General features: G+C 72.6%; 12 protein-coding genes. 5 read left to right on the top strand and 7 right to left on the bottom strand.

Features of this window, described 5'->3' with window-relative positions:
* Positions 1 to 9: 9 nt before the first annotated feature.
* From ACZ6C1_RS05665 to ACZ6C1_RS05640, 6 genes are all read right to left on the bottom strand, one after another.
* Positions 10 to 2,145, bottom strand: a complete 2,136-nt coding sequence (locus ACZ6C1_RS05665; RefSeq protein WP_469237972.1) for a S9 family peptidase — start codon at positions 2,143 to 2,145, stop codon at positions 10 to 12.
* The gene (locus ACZ6C1_RS05660; protein WP_469237970.1) at positions 2,118 to 3,902 is read right to left on the bottom strand and encodes an N-acetylglutaminylglutamine amidotransferase; all 1,785 of its coding nucleotides are present in this window, start codon (positions 3,900 to 3,902) and stop codon (positions 2,118 to 2,120) included. The genes ACZ6C1_RS05665 and ACZ6C1_RS05660 overlap by 28 nt, the downstream gene beginning before the upstream one ends.
* 92 nt (positions 3,903 to 3,994) lie before the next feature.
* Positions 3,995 to 5,323, bottom strand: a complete 1,329-nt coding sequence (locus ACZ6C1_RS05655; protein ID WP_469237968.1) for an MFS transporter — start codon at positions 5,321 to 5,323, stop codon at positions 3,995 to 3,997.
* Between the two features lie 227 nt (positions 5,324 to 5,550).
* Positions 5,551 to 5,724 carry a hypothetical protein gene (locus ACZ6C1_RS05650; RefSeq protein ID WP_469237966.1) on the bottom strand — a complete coding sequence of 58 codons (174 nt, stop codon included), beginning with the start codon at positions 5,722 to 5,724 and terminating at the stop codon, positions 5,551 to 5,553.
* 2 nt (positions 5,725 to 5,726) lie between these two features.
* On the bottom strand, positions 5,727 to 7,067 hold the full coding sequence (locus ACZ6C1_RS05645; RefSeq protein ID WP_469237964.1) for an MFS transporter: 1,341 nt from the start codon (positions 7,065 to 7,067) through the stop codon (positions 5,727 to 5,729).
* Positions 7,068 to 7,375: 308 nt separating this feature from the next.
* On the bottom strand, positions 7,376 to 8,158 hold the full coding sequence (locus ACZ6C1_RS05640; RefSeq protein ID WP_469237962.1) for a DeoR/GlpR family DNA-binding transcription regulator: 783 nt from the start codon (positions 8,156 to 8,158) through the stop codon (positions 7,376 to 7,378).
* A 203-nt stretch (positions 8,159 to 8,361) separates the two neighbouring features.
* On the opposite strand from ACZ6C1_RS05640, the gene ACZ6C1_RS05635 reads away from it, so the two are divergent.
* Genes ACZ6C1_RS05635 through ACZ6C1_RS05620 form a run of 4 tightly spaced genes read left to right on the top strand, consistent with a single transcriptional unit; the run spans position 8,362 to position 13,042 of the window.
* Positions 8,362 to 9,873 (top strand): FGGY family carbohydrate kinase, encoded by a 1,512-nt coding sequence (locus ACZ6C1_RS05635; RefSeq protein ID WP_469237960.1) that lies wholly within the window; start codon positions 8,362 to 8,364, stop codon positions 9,871 to 9,873.
* Positions 9,866 to 11,350 carry an FGGY-family carbohydrate kinase gene (locus ACZ6C1_RS05630; protein ID WP_469237959.1) on the top strand — a complete coding sequence of 495 codons (1,485 nt, stop codon included), beginning with the start codon at positions 9,866 to 9,868 and terminating at the stop codon, positions 11,348 to 11,350. The genes ACZ6C1_RS05635 and ACZ6C1_RS05630 overlap by 8 nt, the downstream gene beginning before the upstream one ends.
* Entirely contained in the window at positions 11,347 to 11,967 is a 621-nt protein-coding gene (locus tag ACZ6C1_RS05625; RefSeq protein ID WP_469237957.1) for a histidine phosphatase family protein, read from the top strand. Before ACZ6C1_RS05630 ends, ACZ6C1_RS05625 begins: the two co-directional genes overlap by 4 nt.
* 13 nt (positions 11,968 to 11,980) lie before the next feature.
* Positions 11,981 to 13,042 (top strand): 2-hydroxyacid dehydrogenase, encoded by a 1,062-nt coding sequence (locus tag ACZ6C1_RS05620; protein ID WP_469237955.1) that lies wholly within the window; start codon positions 11,981 to 11,983, stop codon positions 13,040 to 13,042.
* On the opposite strand, the gene ACZ6C1_RS05615 is transcribed toward ACZ6C1_RS05620, so the two are convergent.
* Positions 13,021 to 13,812 (bottom strand): SDR family NAD(P)-dependent oxidoreductase, encoded by a 792-nt coding sequence (locus ACZ6C1_RS05615; RefSeq protein ID WP_469237953.1) that lies wholly within the window; start codon positions 13,810 to 13,812, stop codon positions 13,021 to 13,023. The two genes, ACZ6C1_RS05620 and ACZ6C1_RS05615, sit on opposite strands and share 22 nt — an antisense overlap.
* 86 nt (positions 13,813 to 13,898) lie before the next feature.
* On the opposite strand from ACZ6C1_RS05615, the gene ACZ6C1_RS05610 reads away from it, so the two are divergent.
* The gene (locus tag ACZ6C1_RS05610; protein WP_469237951.1) at positions 13,899 to 15,413 is read left to right on the top strand and encodes an MFS transporter; all 1,515 of its coding nucleotides are present in this window, start codon (positions 13,899 to 13,901) and stop codon (positions 15,411 to 15,413) included.
* Positions 15,414 to 15,615: the final 202 nt, after the last annotated feature.

The raw sequence follows: 15,615 nt of genomic DNA, 5'->3' as shown, positions 1-15,615 counted from the left end.
CACCCATGGTCAGCCGGTCAGATGACGTTCCATCCAGTCGGCCGCCGTACGGCGGAACAGCCGCCGGTTGTCCGCCCGCCGGAACTCGTGGCCCTCCTCGCGCAGCGTCAGCAGCTCCGCCGCGTGCCCCCGCTCCCGGGCGGCCCGTACGACCTGCTCAGACTCGCCCGGCGGCACGTTCGTGTCGTGCTCGCCGTGCACCGCGAGCAGCGGTACCCGCAACGCGTCGATCCGGCTCATGGGGGACAGGGCGCGCAACAGTTCCCGGTCACGCACCGGATGGCCGTACTTGTGGGCCGCCGACTCCGCGATCCACGGCTCGGTCCCGGCGAAGAACGTCGCGAAGTCCGACATCCCGCACACCGCGACGCCCGTACGGAACAGATCCGGGTGCCAGACCAGTGACGCCAGCGTGAGGTAACCGCCGTACGAGCGGCCCATCACGGCGAGCCGCGTCGGGTCGGCGCGCCCGGTCAGGACCACGTGCGCGGCGCAGTCGGCGACGTCCTCGATCGCCGCGAACCGCCCCGTACCCAGGTCGGCGTCCACGAAGGAGCGCCCGTAGCCCAAGGAGCCGCGCACGTCCGGCGCGAAGACGTCCAGGCCGCGCCCGGTCAGCTCGTGGTACAGCGGCTCGAACACCGGCCGTTCCTGCTCCTCCGGGCCGCCGTGCAGGTGGATCACGCACGGCGCCGGACGCCCCGCGTCGCGCCCCGGCGCCCGGTAGTACCAGCCGCCGAGCACCAGTCCGTCGCGTGCCGTGGGCCGCAGCGGCGCCGGACGCACGGGCGGCCTGCCCGGCGGTACGGCGTCCTCGTCCCGTGACGACCAGGGCGTGCGCGCGGGCGACGCGGCGCGGGGCAGCCACCACACCCCGGGCCGGCGCTGCGAACCCGACAGGGCCAGGACCAGGCCACCCGGCCCCGCACGGCTGATCCTTGTGACCACCTCGTGCGGCAGCGACACGTCGTGGGGCGGTGCCGTCCCGGTGGCGCCTCCGCTGGGTGTCGGCGCGGCCGGCTCGGCCGTCGGAAGGCCCAGCGTCTGGAATTCACTGGCGCCCCGCACGTTCCAGGCGAGCGCGGCGGTGCGCCCGTCCTCGGCGAACGCCAGCAGTTCGAGGTCGCTGCCCTCCCGTTCGGCCAGGACCGACAGGCCCGTCCGCCGACCCTCGCCGTCCAGCCCGGCAGCCAGAAGCGCCGCGAACTCCCGCTCGTGGTCGCTGCGCAGCCACACCGTCCGGCCGTCGGGCGAGAACCGGCCGATCCACGGGTCGCCGTCGGCCACCCGCAGCACCGACCCCGTGCCCAGGTCGGCGGTGCGCACCACCACGGCCTCCCGCCGCCCGCGCGGCCCCCGGCGCACCAGCGCGAACCGCCCGTCGTCGCTCAGATCGCACACCCGCAGCGTCGCGGCGCCCCTCTCGGCGGCCACCAGCACGGGCGAGGCCACCCCGTCGGGGTCGACGAGATAGGCACTGAGCCGGTCCCGCACGGCCCCGTCCGGAGGTGCCTCGTCCGGCTCGGGCCCGACCTCGCCCCGGTGCGCGCCGCCGAGCAGGGTGGCGGTGCCGTCCCGTTCCGCCCAGTCGGCGGGCAGTTCCCCGTAGTCGGCGAGGCCGTCGCGTTCCTCCGCCACGGTTTCGTCGGGGGCGGGCGGGCCCAGCGCGGGCGGCGGCTCGGCGACGGTCACCGCCACCGCCGAGCCGTCGTGCGCCCAGCAGCCGAGGTAGGCCGAGCTGCCGGAGTCCGCGCCCGCCACGATCCGCCGTCCGGTGCCGTCCGGCCGTACGCACAGCACCCGGGTGTGCTCCCCGCCGCCCGGGGCGACCGTGTAGGCGATCCACCGCCCGTCGGGCGACCACGCCACCTCGGTCACCGGGTCCGGGTCCGTGTCGAGCAGGTGGATGTCACCCCCGTCGACCGTGACCGTCCCGCCGGCGGGCCCGATCCACAGCTGCGGCACGCCCGTCCGGTCGCAGATGAACGCCACGCGTTCGCCCGTGGGGTCGGCCGACGGGTACCAGCAGCCGTGCGAAATCAGCGGCTGGGGGGTGTCCCGTGTGCCGGCCGCGTCGGCGAGCGGCACCAGCAGGGGTGCCGCCGACGTGGCCCGGGTCAGCTGATCCTGTGCGTCTGCAGCCATATCTCCAGCAACGCTACGTGCCACAGGGCGTTCGCCCCGCGCTTCGTACGGTGGTCATCGGGGGCGGCGAGCAGTTCGGCGATGTACTCGTCCCGGAAGATTCCGCGCGCCCGCGCCTCGGGAGCCGACAGCGCCTGACGGACCCGTTCGAGCACGGGTCCCGCCATGTGGCGGATGGCCGGCACCGGGAAGTAGCCCTTGGGCCGGTCGACCACCTCGCGCGGCAGCAGCGCCCGCCCCGCGTCCTTGAGCACGCCCTTGCCGCCCTGCGCCAGCTTCAGCTCCGGCGGACAGGCCGCGGCCAGCTCGACCAGCTCGTGGTCCAGGAACGGCGTACGCGCCTCCAGGCCCCAGTCCATCGTCATGTTGTCGACCCGCTTGACCGGGTCGTCCACCAGCATCACGTGGGTGTCCAGCCGCAGCGCCGCGTCCAGGGCGGTCTCGGCGCCGGGCGCGGCCATGTGCTCGCGCACGAACCGTCCGGAGACGTCGTGGTCGGTGAGCAGGTGGGGCTGGAGGATGTGCGCCATGTCGGAGTGCGGCCGGTCGAAGTACACCTCGGCGTACCGCTCGGGCTCCCGTTTGCGCTCGACTGCGGCCATCTCCGGGTACCAGCGGTAGCCGGCGAACACCTCGTCGGCGCCCTGACCGCTCTGGACGACGCTCACCTCCTTCGACACCAGCTCGGACAGCAGGTGGAAGGCGACCACGTCATGGCTGATCATCGGCTCGCTCATCGCCGCGATCGCGCCGTCGAGGGCGGTCGACACCCGGTCGGAGGGCACCATCAGCTGGTGGTGGTCGGTCTCGTACCGCCGGGCGATCAGGTCCGAGTAGGTGAACTCGTCACCCTCCTCGCCGCCCTCCGACTCGAAGCCCACGCTGAACGTGGCCAGGTCCTTCTGGCCCTCCTCGGCCAGCAGGCCCACGATCAGCGACGAGTCGAGGCCGCCCGACAGCAGCACGCCGACCGGCACGTCCGCGACCATCCGCCGGCGCACCGCGGTCCGCAGCGCGTCCAGCACCGCGTCCCGCCAGTCACCGGTGTCCATCCCCGCGAACTCGGGGCGACGCGTGTACGACGGCTGCCAGTAGCGGTGGTCCGTGTACGAGCCGTCCGGCTCGTAGACCCGAACCGTCGCCGGTGGCAGCTTGCGCACCCCGGCGAGCACCGTGCGCGGCGCCGCCACGGTGGCGTGCCAGCTCAGGTACTGGTGCAGCGCCACCGGGTCGAGCGAGGTGTCGACCCCGCCGCCCGCCAGCAGTGCGGGAAGTGTGGAGGCGAACCGCAGCCGGCCGGGTGCCTGTGCCAGGTAGAGGGGCTTGATGCCCAGTCGGTCCCGGGCCAGCACCACCCGGCCGGTGTCGTTCTCGACGATGACGAACACGAACATGCCGATGAAGTGGTCGACACAGTCCGTGCCCCACTGTCTGTAGGCCTTCAGGATCACCTCAGTGTCCGAGGTGGAGAAGAACCTGTGGCCCAGGGCGCGCAGCTCGGCGCGCACCTCCTGGTAGTTGTAGACGCACCCGTTGAACACCCCGGTGAGCCGCGCCTCGGTGTCCGTCATCGGCTGGGCGCCGCGCTCCGACAGGTCGATGATCTTCAGACGGCGGTGGCCCAGAGCCACGGGCCCCTGCGACCAGATCCCCCGGCCGTCCGGCCCCCGGGCCGCCAGCCGGTCGGTCATGCGCTCCACCGCGGCCACGTCGGGCCGCCGGTCGTCGAAGCGGATTTCCCCGCTCAGCCCGCACATAGGGCACCCCCCGGCACACCCGGGACCTCAGCGTCCTCCTCAACCCCACGTGTATCAATCACCACAACTCCTTGAAGACGGGGAGCGGGCCCCTACCTGCCGCTAGTTCCGGCTGTGCACGGCAGCCCGCTCCGTACCGCCGGGTGCCCCGTTGATCGCGGAGCATTCCTGACGGGATCGCTCACCGCCCGGTCGGCGCGCCCCTCCGCCCAGCGGACCGCGGGCCCGATGGCCACGCCCGCCACCAGGAACAGCCCGCCCAGGACCAGCCACCCGGGCACGCCCCCGCCCAGCACCAGAGCGGTCAGCAGCACGGGTCCGAGCATCCGCGCCACCGGGACGCCGGTCCCGAAGAAACCCTGGTACTGGCCCTGCCGCCCGGCCGGCGCCAGGTCGAACGCGATCCGCCAGGCACCCGCCGACTGCCGCATCTCGCCCCACACCAGCAGCGCCGCACCCACCAGCAGCACGGCCACCGCACCCCACACGGGGCCACGGACCACTCCGGAGAGCCCGAACACCGCGCAGGCGGCCAGCATCAGCGCGCCACCCGAGCGCACCGCCCGTACAGCGCGGTCCGGCCCGGTGACCGCCGCCGCGGCGCGCACCTGGAACAGCATCACGGCGCCCGTGTTCAGCACCAGCAGCGCCGACACCGTCCAGCCCGGGGCCGCCGTACGCTCCACGATCCACAACGGCAGGGCGAGGCTGATCAGCGGCATGCGCAGCAGCATCACCATGTTGAGGAGGGTGACCAGCGCGTACGGCAGGTCCCGCAGCACCGCGAACCCGCCGCCCCGCCGCACGGGCTCCGTCGGGTGCGCCGCCTCCGGAGCCGTCGCCGGCATCACCGCCGGCAGCCGCCACAGCAGCAGGGCGCACCCCGCGAAGGCCGCGGCGTCCATGGCCAGGACCGCCAGGTACGCGGTGGGCGCAGCGGTGTGCAGGGCCACCGCGCCCAGCGCCGCACCCACCGCCAGCCCCGCGTTGGCCGCAGACTGCAGGTGCGCCAGCACTCCCGTCCGCGCCTCGCGCTCCACCAGGCCCGCCAGCAGCGACTGACGTGCCGCCGCCAGCCCGCACTGGGCGACGGCGTACACGCACACGACCGGCAGGAACCAGGCGTACGACCGCACGAGGAGCAGCGTGGCCACCGACAGCGCGGTGACGCCCGCCAGCAGCACGGCGGTGCCCCGCGCCCCTCGGCGGTCGGCGAGGTGGCCGAGCGGCACCCCGGCGATCGCCCCGACCGCCCAGGCCAGCGTGAGCGCGAGCCCGATCTGTGTGGGGGAGAGGCCCACGACCTCGGAGAAGTACAGCGCCGAGCAGACGTAGTAGGCACCGTCGCCCACGGCGTTGACCACCTGGGCGAGCGCGAGCCCGCGGGCGGGGCCGGGGGCGGGCAGCAGCCGGAGAGACATGGGCGTCCTCGAAGGGGAGCGGCGGGGCCGAACGGGCCGTTACGGAAGAGCCGTCCTTCAACCTAGGACCCCGATTGGTTGCCCCACTGGTCCATTCACCGCTCCTGTGAGTGGGCCAATCCGGTCCCCGCGAGTGAGCCGGTCGGCCCGCGCCCCACGCTCTGCCCAGGGCCGGAAGGCAGTCGTGAGGGGCGGACGCTGCACCGCCCGCCCCTCATGTCACCGCCTCATCGGCGGTTCTTCTCCTTGCTGCCGGGCTCCGCCTGCGCCTCCTCCTCGGTGAGGCGCTCGCCCTCCGCCTGGGACGGGGTCGAGCGGGCCACATCGGGGTGTTCGTCGACACCCGGCTCCCGCTCACCCTCCGCCTGGGAGGGGGTCGGGTAGTCCCACGCATCACTCATGGCTACGCCTCCGGCGACTCGTTCCGTGCCCTCGATGCCGGGCCGGGGGACGGGTACCCCGCCGCCACCGGCGATACCGGCTCTGGCAGCTTCAGGAACAGGGCCATCACGGCGCTCGCCAGGTACAGCATCGCGAAGACCCACATCACGCCCTGCACCCCGAGCGGCCCGAGGAAGAGCCCCACCAGGGCCGGGCCGAGGAAGGTGCTGGCACCGGCGCCGAGGTTCAGCGCCGACATCGCCTGGCCCTTGTGGGCCGGGTCCAGCGACGGCATCAGCGCCGACAGGGGTACGTAACCGGCGAGCGTCGCGCCGAACAGGCTCACCAGGACCATCGCCACGGCGTAGTCGTCACCGGCCGACACCGTGCCGTAGTACAGCAGCAGTGTCGTCACCGCGCAGCCGACGCCACCGAACCAGGTGACGGTGCGCTGCCAGCCGATGCGGTCACCGACGACGCCGAAGATCAGATTGAAGAAGATGTTCGTGGCGAACATCGCCGACAGCAGCTGGAGCCACTCGCTGAGCGTGAACCCCAGCGTGTCCGTGAAGAAGATCGGCAGGAACACCAGGAACCCGAACTGCGGCGCCGTGTTGATGGCCCGCACGACCGCTCCCGTACCGATCCTCGGGTTGCGCCAGATGATCGAGAGCGAGCCGATCAGCGTGGCGACCGGGCGCTCCCCGGCAGGGGCGAGCCGGTTTCTGCCGGTGGGCTCGCGCACCAGCAGCAGGGCGATCGCACCGCCCGCCGCGACCAGCGCGAGCGACAGCCACAGCGTGCCGTACGCGCCGATCCGCGGCACCGCGAAGCTGGCGACCAGCGACCCCAGCGTCGGCAGGCCGCCCGTGAAGGCGAACCAGAACCAGCCCACCGCGGAGCCCAGCCGGCGCTTCGGCGTCACCGCCGTGACCCAGATGAGGAAGCCGTACGCGAAGAGCGGGTAGCCGAAGCCGCGGAGTCCGTAGCTGAGCAGCAGCAGCCAGAAGTCGACCGTCGGCACGGCGAAGACCAGGAAGACCACCTGGAAAACGCCCCAGATGCCCAGACCGAGCATCATGACCCGGCGCGGGCCCCACAGGTCCGACAGGGCGCCGGAGAACCAGGCGGCGACGCTCGCGGTGACGCCGTAGACGCTGAACAGCAGAGCCACCCGCTCCTTGGACATGCCCTCGTCCAGGAGGTAGGGCGACAGGTAACCGGATTCGACCCCGTCCCCGATCATGAAGATGAGTACGCCCAGAAATCCCCAGGCGAGCGTTTTGGGAATTCCGATCCTGTCCAGCCAATGCCTCGCGGGTGCGTCTTCCGCGGAAGACGACGGGTCCAGAACGACGGCCACGAGAACCACCTTTTTCGAAAAGTCGGGGAAAGCGCGGGGAGAGTGCCGGGCGGGCGCCGGGAGACGGCGCCGAGCGGTGCCCTGAGGCGTCACGATGAAACGGCCGTGTGAGAAAGGGCGTCAATGAGTGGGAGGAAAACCCCCGCGACGCGTCACGGACCTGGCGTGAAATCGACGGAGCGGCGCTCTGCCCGACCGTCGGCCGGACGGTGTCTGCGCAGCTCACAGGGGTGAGCGGCGCATCGTGCCCGGTCAGCCGTCAGGTGAAGACGGTGTTACCTTCACGTGGGGGCTGTGATCTCCGGGGGTCAGCGCGAGGTGTCGACCGTCCGTACGTCCACGCCTATGTCCCGCAGCCGCCGCACCTGGGCCGCCGGTGCCGCGTCGTCGACCAGCACCAGGTCGAAGTCGGTCAGCGGTGCCAGCGCGTACAGCCCCTGGTTGGCGAACTTGGTGTGGTCGATGAGCAGCACCCGCCGCGCGGCGGAACCCATCATCGCCCGCTTGACCTGCACCGTCTCGGGCGACATGTGGTAGCAGCGGTCCCCGGTCACCGCCGTCGTCGACATGAACAGCACATCCGCCCGGAAGGACTCCACGCTCTGTGCCGTGTGCAGCCCCATGAAGGCGTCGTACGCGGGGAAATACGTGCCGCCCAGCGCGATCAGCGACACCCCGGACTCCCTGGACAGCGCGGTGACGGCCGGCAGCGAGTTGGTGATCACCGTGAGCGGTGTGTGATCGGCCATCTGCCGGGCCAGGCTCAGGCAGGTGGTCGAGTCGTCCAGCATCACGATCTGCCCGGGTGCGAGCAGCTCCGCGGCGGCCCTGGCCAGCCGGTGCTTGGTCTGCGCCATCGTCGTCATGCGTTCGCTCACGCTGCCGTGGAACTGGGTCGACGGCAGACAGCTCGCCCCGCCCCGCACCTTCCGCAACCAGCCCTGCGCCTGCAACGCGTCCAGATCGCGGTGGACGGTCATCACACTCACGTCGAACTCGTCGGCCAGCTCGTTCGTCCGCACGAACCCCTTGGCCGTCACCAGCTCGCGCAGTCTGCGCCGCCGCTCCTCCTGGGCGTCGATACGGGTCATGACGTCCGGCTCCTTGCCACACCGTGCGAATCTCACGTGAACTTAACACGGCGGCACGGTGCCGCCGCCCGGCGGTGCGGTGAGGGGCGGCGACCTCACACGGCGGCCGCGCCGGCTCACGGGATAATCGCGCGGCTGATTGACGCTCCGCCCGGCCGCACGTTTACCTGGCGTCCGCGAGTGAAGGGGCAGGTATTCCAGTCATGTCGGTTCTCACCATCGACGTCGGCACGTCCGTCATCAAATCGGTCGTCTTCGACGACCAGGGTCAGGAAATAGCGCTGTCCCGCATCGGCACCGAAGTCCTGCGCCCCCGCCCCGGCTGGGCGGAGCAGGACATGGACGCGGTGTGGAACGGCGTGGTCTTCACCGTCCGCAGCGCGCTCGCCCAGCTCGGCCCCGGCCACGACCCGGTCTGGCTGGTGAGCTTCACCGCCCAGGGCGACGGCTGCTGGCTCGTCGACGCCCAGGGCCGCCCCACCGGGCCCGCCGTCCTCTGGTCCGACGGCCGCGCCGGCGACCTGCTCACCGGCTGGGCCGCCGAAGGCGTCCTCGAGGAGGCCTACCGCCGCAACGGCTCCCTCACCTGCAGCGGCATGCCCAACGCGGTGATCGGCTGGCTCGCCGCCCATGACCCCGAACGCCTGGAACGCTCCCGTACGGCGCTGACGGCGGCCGGCTGGCTGTTCCTGAAGCTCACCGGAGTGACGGCGATCGACGAGTCCGACGCGTCCGCCCCGTTCCTCGACCACACCACCGGCGCCTACGACCCGGCGATCATCGACCTGTTCGGGCTGGGGCCGCACGCCCACCTCCTGCCGCGGGTCCTCGGGGACAACGAGCGCATCGCCGAGATCACCCACCGCACCGCGGGTGAACTGGGCCTCCCGGCGGGCCTGCCCGTGGTGATGGCCCCGTACGACATCGCCGCCACCGCCCGCGGCGCGGGCGTCGTCGACCCCGGCCAGGCGTGCGCCATCCTCGGCACCACCCTGTGCACCGAGATCGTCACCCGGCGGGTGGACACCTCGGGCGAGCCGTGCGGCATCAACATCGCCTACGGCGGCCGGGAACGCGTCCTCCGCGCCTTCCCCACCCTCTCCGGAACGGAAGTCCTCGACTGGGCGTCCCGCCTCCTCGGCGTCGACGGCCCCGCCGCCCTCGGTGAGCTGGCTTTCAGCACCCGGCCCACCCCGGGCGGACCGGCGTTCCTGCCGTACCTCTCGCCGGCCGGGGAACGCGCGCCGTTCCTCGACCCGCGCGCCCGCGGCACCTTCTGGGGCCTGTCCCTCGACCACACACCCGCCGACCTCGCCCGCGCCGTCTTCGAGGGCCTGTCGCTCGTCGTCCGGGACTGCCTCCGGGCGTCCGGCACCGACGTCCACGAACTGCGCCTGTGCGGCGGCGGCTCCGCCAGCGACCAGTGGTGCCGGCTCATCGCCGACGCCACCGGCGTCCCCACGGCCCGCAGCGCCGACACCGAACTCGGCGCCAAGGGCGCGTTCCTGACCGGACTCGTCCTCAGCGGCGCCGAACCCAGCATGAGCGCCGCCGCCGCCACCTATGTCCGCATGCGCTCCAGGTGGGAGCCCGACCCCGCGCGCAGCGACTTCTACGACGCCCTCCACGAGTCGTTCCTGACCTGGCGCACCGCCGCCCGCTCCCTCGGCTGGTCACCCGCCACCACCGACGTACAGAAAGCACCGCATGTCTGACGCCCCGACCGCCGACGACGTCCACCTCGGCCTCGACCTCGGCACCCAGAGCGCCCGGGCGGTCGCCGTGGACGGCACCGGCCGGCTGCTCGCCGCCGCGTCCCGCCCGCTCACCGGCCACCGTGACGGAGTACGCCACGAACAGGACCCCGAGCAGTGGTGGTCCGCCCTCGCCGGCGCCTGCCGCGACGCCCTCACCGGCATCGACCCGGCGCGCGTCCGAGGGCTGGCCGTCGACGCCACCTCCGGCACCGTCCTCCTCGCCGACGAGCGGGGCAGGCCCCTGACACCCGGCCTCATGTACGACGACGGGCGCGCCCGCGCCTACACGGCCCGCGTCAACAAGGCCGGAGAAGGCGTCTGGCAGGAGCTCGGTTACCGCACCATGCAGCCGTCCTGGGCGCTGCCCAAGCTGCTGTGGCTGCTGGACAACACCGACTTCCCCGACGCCCGGCTGCTCCACCAGGCCGATCTGATCACCTGGCGGCTGGCCGGGCAGCAGGTCGCGGCCGACGCCAGCCACGCCCTGAAGACCGGCTACCACCTCGTCCACGAGCGCTGGCCGGAGGACGAACTGGCCCGGCTCGGCGTCCCCGCCGGTCTGCTGCCCGACGTCGTCCGGCCCGGGACGGTCCTCGGCGCCGTGTGCGCCGATGCCGCGACGACGACCGGGATCCCCGCCGGCACACCGGTCGTCGCCGGGATGACCGACGGCTGCGCGGCGCAGATCGGCGCCGGGGCCCTCACCCCCGGTGCGTGGAACGCCGTCCTCGGCACGACGCTGGTCCTCAAGGGCGCGAGCCGCCATCTCGTACGCGACCCCGGGGGAGTGGTCTACTGCCACCGCGGCCCCGGCGGCACCTGGCTGCCCGGCGGCGCGTCCAGCAGCGGTGCCGGCGCCGTCGCGCGGCGATTCCCCGGCGCGGACCTGGAGGCCCTCACGGCCCGGGCCGCCGCCACCGGCTCGACCGCCGTCGCCTACCCCCTCACCGGCGCGGGCGGTGAACGCTTCCCGTTCCGCGCGCCCGACGCGACCCCGTTCCTCCTCGGTGAAGCGGCCGGCGACGCCGAGGAGTTCCACGCCCTGCTGCTCGGGGTGGCCTGCCTCGAACGGCTCTGCTTCGACTACCTCGACCACCTCGGCGCCCCCGTCGACGGGCCGCTCACCCTCACCGGCGGGGGCGCCCGCAACACCTACTGGTCGCAGCTGCGCGCCGACGTCCTCGGCCGTACCGTCACCCTGCCCGAACACGCCGAGAGCGCCACCGGCATGGCCGTGCTCGCCGCGACCGCGTCGGGCGCCACCCTGGAGGAGACGGCGGCCGCCATGGTGCGCGTCGCCGGGGAACTGACCCCCGACCCCTCCCGCACCGCCCGGCTGACCCCCCTGTACCTCGACTTCGTCGACGAACTGACCCGACGCGGCTGGCTGGACGCGGCCGTGGCGGCGCACGCCCGCGGAAAGGCCGAGCAGTGACCGACTTCATCCTCGTACGCCACGGTGAGACCGCGTGGCACGCCGAGAACCGCTACGCCGGCCGCACCGACGTGCCGCTCACCGAGCTCGGCCACGAACAGGCCGCCACGCTCGGGGCCTGGGCCGCCGGACAGCGGCTGGACGCCGTCCTCTGCTCACCCCTGTCCCGGGCCCGCCTCACCGCCGGGCCCGCCGCCACCGCGCTCGGCCTGACCCCGCGCGTCGACGAGCGGCTGTACGAGGTGGACTTCGGGCGCGGCGACGGGCTGACGCGCGGCGAGATGGCCGAGGAGTTCCCCGACGAGCTGGCCGCCTTCCTGGCCGACCCGGTGGCCCACCACCTGCCCGGTGGCGAGGATCCCGTCGTGGCGGCCGACCGGGCCATCGCCTGCCTGGAGGAGGTCGCGCAAGAACTCCCCGACGGCCGCGTCCTCGTCGTCGCCCACTCCACGCTCGTACGCCTGGTGCTGTGCGAGCTCCTCGGCATCCCGCTCGCCCGCTACCGCCAGGTCTTCCCCGCCCTGGAGAACGGCGCCCTGACCGAACTGCGGCTGCTGCCCGGCAGGCAGGCGTCCCTGCTGCGGCTCAACGCACCCGCCACCCTCACCACCCACTGACGGGAGCATCACCGTGACCACCACCGTCCTCGCCGCCGGCGACCACTTCGTCCTGCCGCGCCTCCTGGACCGGGAACTGCGCGCCGCCGCCGGCGGTGGCGCGGGCCTCGATGTACGGGAGATCCAACTGCCCTGGCCGCACACCCCCTTCGGGCCGGTCGCCGAGGTCGACGAGGCGTCCGGCACCGAGGACGAGCTGATCGAGGCGCTGCACGGGGTACGGATCTGCCTCACCCAGCTGGCCCCGCTCACCGAGCGGATCCTCAAGGCCTGCCCCGACCTGGAGCTGTTCTGCGTCAGCCGGGGAGGCCCGGTCAACGCCAACCTGGAGGCCGCCACCCGCCACGGCGTCGCCGTCTGCAACGCCCCCGGCCGCAACGCCGTCGCCACCGCCGAGCACACCCTGGCCCTGATCCTCGCCGCCGCCCGCGGGATCGGCGACGTCCACACCGATCTCAAGCACGCCGTCTGGCGCGGTGACTACTACGACTACGACAACTGCGGCATCGAGATCGACGGTTCGGTCGTCGGCCTCGTCGGCTTCGGCGCCATCGGCTCACGTGTGGCGCGGATCCTGGTCGCCATGGGCGCCAAGGTGCTGGTGCACGACCCGTACGTGAAGCCCGAGGTGGTGGAGGGCGTCGCCGAACTCGTCCCGCTGGACGAGCTGCTGGGCCGCTCCCGGATCGTCTCGTTGCACGCGCGGGTCACACAGGAGACCAGGGGCATGATCGGGGCCGCGCGGATCGCGGCGATGCCGCCCGGCTCGGTGCTCGTCAACTGCGCGCGCGGGGCGCTCGTCGACTACGACGCGGTGTGCGACGCCCTGGACTCCGGGCACCTCGCGGGCGCCGGTTTCGACGTGTTCCCCGGCGAGCCGGTCCCGGCGGGGGCCAGGCTGCTGTCCACGCCGGGAGTGGTCCTGACCCCGCACATCGCGGGCGCCAGCCGGGAGGTGGCGCACAAGGCGGCCCGGATCGTGGCGGCCGAGGCGGCCCGCTTCCTGCGGGGCGAACCGCTCGCCCACTGCGCCAACCCGGAGGTGCTCGGCCGTCAGCGCCCGGGGCGCGGCTGAGACAGGTACCGCTGCCCGACGGCCTTGAGGCGGTCGGGCAGCACCTTGGTGGCCGCGCCCAGGAGCTTCGTCCTCACCGACGCGGTGACGACCCTGCCCCGGCCGCGCATCAGGGCCTCGAACGCGTCCTTCGCCACCTGGGCCGGGTCGTCCTTCGGCATGCGTCCCAGACGGGTGCCGGCCATCCCGGCGCGGCGGAAGAAGGTTGTCTCGGTCGCGCCCGGCATCAGCGACGTCACCGTCACCCCGGTGCCTCTCAGCTCCTCCCGCAGCGCCTGGGCGAAGGACTGGAGGAACGACTTTGAGGCGCTGTACACGGACTGGAACGTGCCCGGCGCCATGGACGCCACCGAGGAGGTGATCAGAAGCCGGCCGTCGCCCTCCGCGACCATGCCCGGCAGCAGCCGGTGGGCGAGGTGCACGGTCGAGGTGATGTTGACGTCGATGATCCGGGCGTGGTCGGCGAGGCCGACGTCGGTGAACGCCCCGCCCTCACCCACCCCCGCGTTCAGCGCGGCGGCCGCGACCGGCCGGCGCGTGGCGAGCACCGCCGCGTAAAGCTGTTCGGCTCCGTCGTACGTGGCGAGGTCGGCCCGGACGGCGGTGACGTCGGTACCGCGGCCGCGCAGCTCGTCGGCGACGGCCGACAGACGGGCGTCCTCGGCACAGACCACCAGGTCGAACCCGTGGCGGGCGAACTCCCCGGCCAGGGCGCGGCCGATGCCACTGGAGGCGCCGGTCACCACCGCCAGCGGTCGTACGGCGTTCATGCCCCGCGAGTACCACGCAACGGCACCGTTTCACCGGATTGATCATGGGGTACCCGCTCCGCCTGTTTACGCCTCGGAGGTGACCCATGACTGAGCCGGAGCTCCGGCAAGCGTCGAACGGGACCGTGACGACCCGGGTCCCGGCGCGACTGGACAGACTGCCGTGGTCGCGCTGGCACTGGATGATCGTCATCGGACTGGGCACCGTCTGGATCCTCGACGGCCTGGAAGTCACCATCGTCGGCAGCATGGCCGGCCGGCTGTCCGAGGAGGGCAGCGGGCTCGCCATCAGCAGCGCGCAGGTCACCGGTATCGCCGCCGCGCTGTACGTCGCCGGCGCGTGCTCGGGGGCGTTGTTCTTCGGCTGGCTGACGGACCGCTTCGGCCGCAAGAAGCTCTTCCTGATCACCCTGGTGGTCTATCTCGCCGCGACCGCGCTGACGGCACTGTCCTTCTCGGCCTGGTGGTTCTTCGTCTTCCGCTTCCTGACCGGCTTCGGCATCGGCGGTGAGTACGCGGCCATCAACTCCGCCATCGACGAGCTGATCCCCAGCAAGTACCGCGGCCGGGTGGACCTGATCATCAACGGCAGCTTCTGGCTCGGCGCCATGGGCGGTGCCCTGCTGTCCGTCCTCGCCCTCGACACCGACATCCTCCCCAAGGACATCGGCTGGCGGATCTCCTTCGGTCTCGGTGTCGTCCTCGGCCTGGTCATCCTGCTCGTCCGCCGCCATGTTCCCGAAAGCCCCCGCTGGATGTTCATCCACGGGCGTGAGGAGGGCGCCGAACAACTGGTCGCGGACGTCGAGCGGCAGGTGGAGGCGGAGACGGGCCGTCCGCTGCCCGAACCGGCCGGGGAGATCACCATCAAGCAGCGCCACAGTGTCGGGTTCGTGCAGATCGCCCGTACGCTCGTGCGTGCCTACCCGCGCCGGGCGGTGCTGGGGCTGGCGCTCTTCATCGGGCAGGCCTTCCTCTACAACGCCATCACCTTCGGGTTCGGGGCGATCCTGGTGACGTTCTTCGACGTCGGCACCGGCTCGACCGGCTACTTCTTCGCGGTCATCGCGTTCGGCAACTTCATGGGCCCCCTGCTGCTCGGCCGCCTGTTCGACACCTGGGGCCGCCGCCCGATGATCGCCGGTACGTACATCCTCTCCGGCGCCCTGCTCTTCGTGACCGCCTGGATGTTCTCCAACGGCTGGCTGACGGCCACGACCATGACGATGAGCTGGTGCGTGGTCCTCTTCTTCGCCTCGGCGGGCGCCAGCTCGGCGTACCTCACGGTGAGCGAGATCTTCCCCATGGAGACCCGTGCGATGGCGATCGCGTTCTTCTACGCCGTCGGCACGGCCGCCGGTGGCATCTCCGGCCCGCTGATCTTCGCCGGTCTCACCGAGAGCGGGGTGGTGGCGGACACCGTCCTGGCCTTCTGCATCGGCGCCACGCTCATGGTGGCGGGCGGTGTGGTGGCGCTGTTCTTCGCCGTCGCCGCGGAACGCAAGTCGCTGGAGGACATCGCGACCCCGCTGTCCGCCGAGGCCGCCAGGACGGTGACGCCGGGCGGTCCCACCCCGGCCACGGCCCGCACGGTGCCGTGAGCGGGATCGCCGGGGCGGTCGATTGGATCGAACGCCGCTCAATGGTTTATCGTTCATGCAGTCGGTTGTGAAGACGTCTTCACAACCGCCACACACTGCCCCGGCTGGTTCCCCCGTCCAGCCGGGGCTTCTTCCGTTCCCGCCCGGCTTCAGTTCCCGCAGGCCGGGCACCCGTCCCCTCGGACCGACAGCCGACGATCCG

This window comes from Streptomyces sp. NPDC041796 (assembly GCF_055590785.1).
This window is presented reverse-complemented; position numbering and strand designations above follow the sequence as displayed.